The following is a 4,012-nucleotide window of genomic DNA, read 5'->3' on the forward strand; positions in this document are numbered from 1 at the left end:
ATCGACTGCGCGAACGGGGATATGAGTTGCTCGACAGCCAGGCAACCACCGAGCACCTTCGACGATTTGGCGCGTGTCTTGCGTGTCGTGGTCACGGCTGCGGACCGTCCGTCGATCAGCTGGTCACGGACCTCGCGCCATGCGCGTTCCGGTCGGCGATCCGGCCGCCGGCCCCCCGGTCGCGGCCGACCCCGCCCATGCGAGACGGGTCGTCGCGGTGGAGAAGCCCGACACCGGCGTCGCCGACGAGGACGGCTATCTCTACGGCTATCGACTGTGGCAGGCCCGGCTGTATCCGGAAGCGGAGACGCAGCTGAAGCAGGTCGTGTCCGACTATCCCAAGTCGAAGCGCGCAAGCTACGCCCAGAACCTGCTCGGCCGCTCGTATCTCGACGACGGCAAGTCTAACAGCGCCGCCACGGCCTTCTACGAAAGCTACAAGAAGTTCCCGGATGGCGAGCGCGCGCCCGACAGCCTCTATTACCTCGCCACGACGCTGATGAAGCTCAACAAGCCGGCGGACGCGTGCAAGGTCTATGGCGAGCTGACCGACGTCTACGGCACGAAGGTCACGCCCGCGATGAAGGCCGACGTGGCAAAGGGGCGTGTCGCGGCCAAGTGCGCGTGACGCGGTGGCGGGCGACGCGGGCCTGATCCCCGACCCGGCGGCGATCGCTCGCTTCCGGGCAGATCTGGAGGCGCTGACCGGAGAAGCGCCATCGCCCGGACGGCGGCTGGGCGTCGCGGTGTCCGGTGGCGGCGACAGCCTCGCGCTGCTGCTGCTGGCGGCGGCGGCCTATCCGGGTGCGGTCGTGGCGGCGACGGTGGACCACGGTCTGCGCGCGGAAGCGGCGGCGGAGGCGGCGATGGTGGGTGCCGTGTGCAGTCGGCTGCGCATCCCACATGACGTGCTTTCCGTTCCCGACCGGGTCCTGTTCGCCGGCAACCTTCAAGAGCGGGCCCGGCTGGCGCGATACTGGCTGCTGGCCGCATGGGCGATCGGGAAGGCCGAGCGGCGCGACGCTCCCGGACATGCGGCCTGGGTCGCGACGGCGCATCAACAGGACGACGTCGCCGAGACGTTCCTGATGCGCGCGCGGCGCGGGGCCGGCGTCGGCGGGCTCGCGGCAATGGCGGCTCGGCGACCGCTCGTGCGCCGGCTCCCCGAGCCCCCCCTGCTTGTCCGCCCGCTGCTCGACTGGTCTCGCGCGACGCTCGCCGTCATCGCCGCCGCTGCGGGACCTGGCGTGGTGAGCGATCCCTCCAACGCCGATCCGCGGTTCGATCGGAGCCGGATTCGCGCATTGCTCTCGGCCAGCGCCGAGCTGCCCGCGCCGCGTCTCGCGCTTGCCGCCCGCAATCTTCGTGACGCCGAGGAGGCGTTGGCCTGGGTAGCGGACCGCGAGTGGGCGAGCCGCCACGAAGTCGTGGCGTACGAGGCCGTGCTGCTCGACAGCGCCGGATTACCGCACGAGCTGAAACGCCGGCTGGTGCGCCGCGCGATCGACTATATCCTTGCCGAACACGACCACGACACCCCCTGGCGCGGCGCCGGGCTCGAACGGTTCGTGCGCCTTCTCGACGCCGGCCGTCCCGCCACGCTGGCCGGCGTTCTGGCCCGTCCCGGCCCGCGCTGGCGCTTCACCCCCGCACCGGCGCGCCGGGGGTCCTGAGCCGCGGTCCGATCGCGTCGGAGAGACACCTTTGTTCCATTGCCATTAACCCCGGGCGGCTTATCTTGGTCGCTCGAAAGGTACGTGCATGAGCGACGACAAGCAGTCCGGCGGCCCCGAGGGCACAGGCGGCGGGGGCCGCAATCCCTGGATGAAGAGCCTGGTGATCTGGGTGGGCATCCTGCTGGCGGCGGCGCTGTTCATCACGCTGTTCAACGGCGGCGCCTCGCAGCAGGCGGGGAACACGATCGCCTATTCCACCTTCCTCGACAAGGTTGACGAGGGCACGGTCAAGAAGGTCGCGATCAGCCGCGACGTCATCACCGGCAGCTTATCGTCGGGCGACACGTTCCGCGTTTACCCAATCCAGGACGCGACGCTGGTGCCCAAGCTGCGCGCCAAGAACGTCGAGATCGCCGCCAAGCCTGAGGAGGGCACGTCGATCTGGATCATGCTGCTCTACAACTCGCTGCCGTTCCTGCTTTTCCTGGGTCTCGGGTATTTCGTGGTCAAGCAGATGCAGAAGTCGTCGGGCTCGGGCGCGATGGGTTTCGGCAAGAGCCGCGCCAAGATGCTGACGCAGAAGGAGGGCAAGGTCACGTTCGAGGATGTGGCCGGCATCGACGAGGCGCGCGAGGAACTGGAGGAGATCGTCGAGTTCCTGAAGGACCCAAGCAAGTTCGCCAGGCTCGGCGGCAAGATCCCCAAGGGCGCGTTGCTCGTCGGCTCGCCGGGTACCGGCAAGACGCTGCTGGCGCGGGCGATCGCGGGCGAGGCGGGCGTGCCCTTCTTCACCATCTCGGGTTCCGACTTCGTCGAGATGTTCGTCGGCGTCGGTGCGAGCCGGGTGCGCGACATGTTCGAGCAGGCCAAGAAGTCCGCGCCGTGCATTGTCTTCATCGACGAGATCGACGCGGTCGGTCGCCATCGCGGCGCGGGTCTTGGCAACGGCAACGACGAGCGCGAGCAGACGCTGAACCAGCTGCTGGTCGAGATGGACGGGTTCGAGGCGAACGAGGGCATCATCATCATCGCGGCGACCAACCGGCCCGACGTGCTCGATCCCGCGCTGTTACGTCCCGGCCGGTTCGACCGCCAGGTCGTCGTGCCCCGGCCGGACATCGAGGGCCGGATCAAGATCCTGGAAGTCCACATGAAGAAGGTGCCGCTGGCGCCCGACGTCGACGCCCGCGTGATCGCGCGCGGCACGCCGGGCTTCTCGGGAGCGGATCTCGCCAACCTCGTCAACGAGGCGGCGTTGACCGGCGCGCGCAAGGGCAAGCGGCTGGTCGCGATGGCCGAGTTCGAGGAGGCCAAGGACAAGGTCATGATGGGCGCCGAGCGTCGCAGCATGGTGATGACCGACGACGAGAAGCGGATGACCGCCTATCACGAGGCGGGCCATGCGGTCGTCTCGATTCATGAGGCGGCGTCCGATCCGATCCACAAGGCGACGATAATCCCGCGTGGCCGGGCGTTGGGGATGGTGATGCGTCTGCCGGAGCGCGACTCGTACAGCTATCACCGCGACAAGATGTACGCCAATCTGGCGGTCAGCATGGGTGGGCGCGTGGCGGAGGAAGTCGTCTTCGGCTATGACAAGGTGTCGTCGGGCGCGTCGTCGGACATCCAGTATGCGACCGGGCTCGCGCGCGACATGGTCACCAAATGGGGCATGTCGGACAAGGTCGGTCCGGTGGAATACGCCCAGCCCGAGGGCGAGACGTACCTTGGCTATTCGTCGTCGCAGCCGGCCCGGATGTCGAACGCGACTGCGCAGCTGATCGACGACGAGATCAAGTCGATCGTCGAGGGCGGGCTCAACCGCGCGAAGCAGTTGCTGACCGACCATGTCGACCAGCTCCATCTGCTCGCCGCCGCCCTGCTGGACTATGAGACGCTGTCGGGCGACGAGATCAAGAAGCTGATCGCCGGCGAGGAGATCGGTCGGCGCGATGTCGGCCCCCGCGCCAACCCGCTGCCCTCCGCCGGTACGTCGATCCCCAAGACGCGCCGTCCGACCGGACCGTTCGGCACCGCGGCGCCCGCGGGAGCGTAGCGGCTCGGACATCGGCGCAGGCCGGACAGGGGCGGGGTGGCGAAGGCCGCTCCGCCCTTTCTCGTTGCATCGGGCAGGATCACGCGAGAGTCTTGCGAGGGCGCGGGCGTGGACGGGCGCGCGGATCGCTTCCACGCCGCCGGCCGGGCGTGTTACGTATCGCCCATGAACGCCGACAAGGGCCTTGACCTCGCCGCGCTCGACGCATCCGCGCTGATCGCCGCGATGGGCGTCCGCGCCCGCGCCGCCGCCGCGGTGCTCGCCCGTGCCGCGACGCCTG

At 68.9% G+C, this 4,012-nt stretch carries 3 protein-coding genes; all 3 read left to right on the plus strand.

Annotation, left to right across the window (positions count from 1 at the left end):
* The first annotated feature begins 139 nt into the window (after window positions 1–139).
* The 3 genes from HUV01_RS13220 to ftsH all read left to right on the plus strand — a co-directional run bounded on the left by HUV01_RS13220 (window position 140) and on the right by ftsH (window position 3,732).
* A complete protein-coding gene (locus HUV01_RS13220; protein ID WP_174298689.1) occupies window positions 140–628 on the plus strand; it encodes a tetratricopeptide repeat protein in 489 nt (162 codons plus the stop codon).
* A gap of 4 nt (window positions 629–632) precedes the next feature.
* The gene (gene tilS / locus HUV01_RS13225) at window positions 633–1,673 is read left to right on the plus strand and encodes a tRNA lysidine(34) synthetase TilS (protein WP_254606640.1); all 1,041 of its coding nucleotides are present in this window, start codon (window positions 633–635) and stop codon (window positions 1,671–1,673) included.
* An 88-nt stretch (window positions 1,674–1,761) separates the two neighbouring features.
* Window positions 1,762–3,732, plus strand: coding sequence for an ATP-dependent zinc metalloprotease FtsH (gene ftsH / locus HUV01_RS13230; protein WP_174298690.1), 1,971 nt, complete (start codon window positions 1,762–1,764; stop codon window positions 3,730–3,732).
* Window positions 3,733–4,012: the final 280 nt, after the last annotated feature.

It is taken from the genome of Sphingomonas bacterium (assembly GCF_903643035.1).
In the GTDB taxonomy this organism is placed as follows: Bacteria; Pseudomonadota; Alphaproteobacteria; order Sphingomonadales; family Sphingomonadaceae; genus Sphingomonas.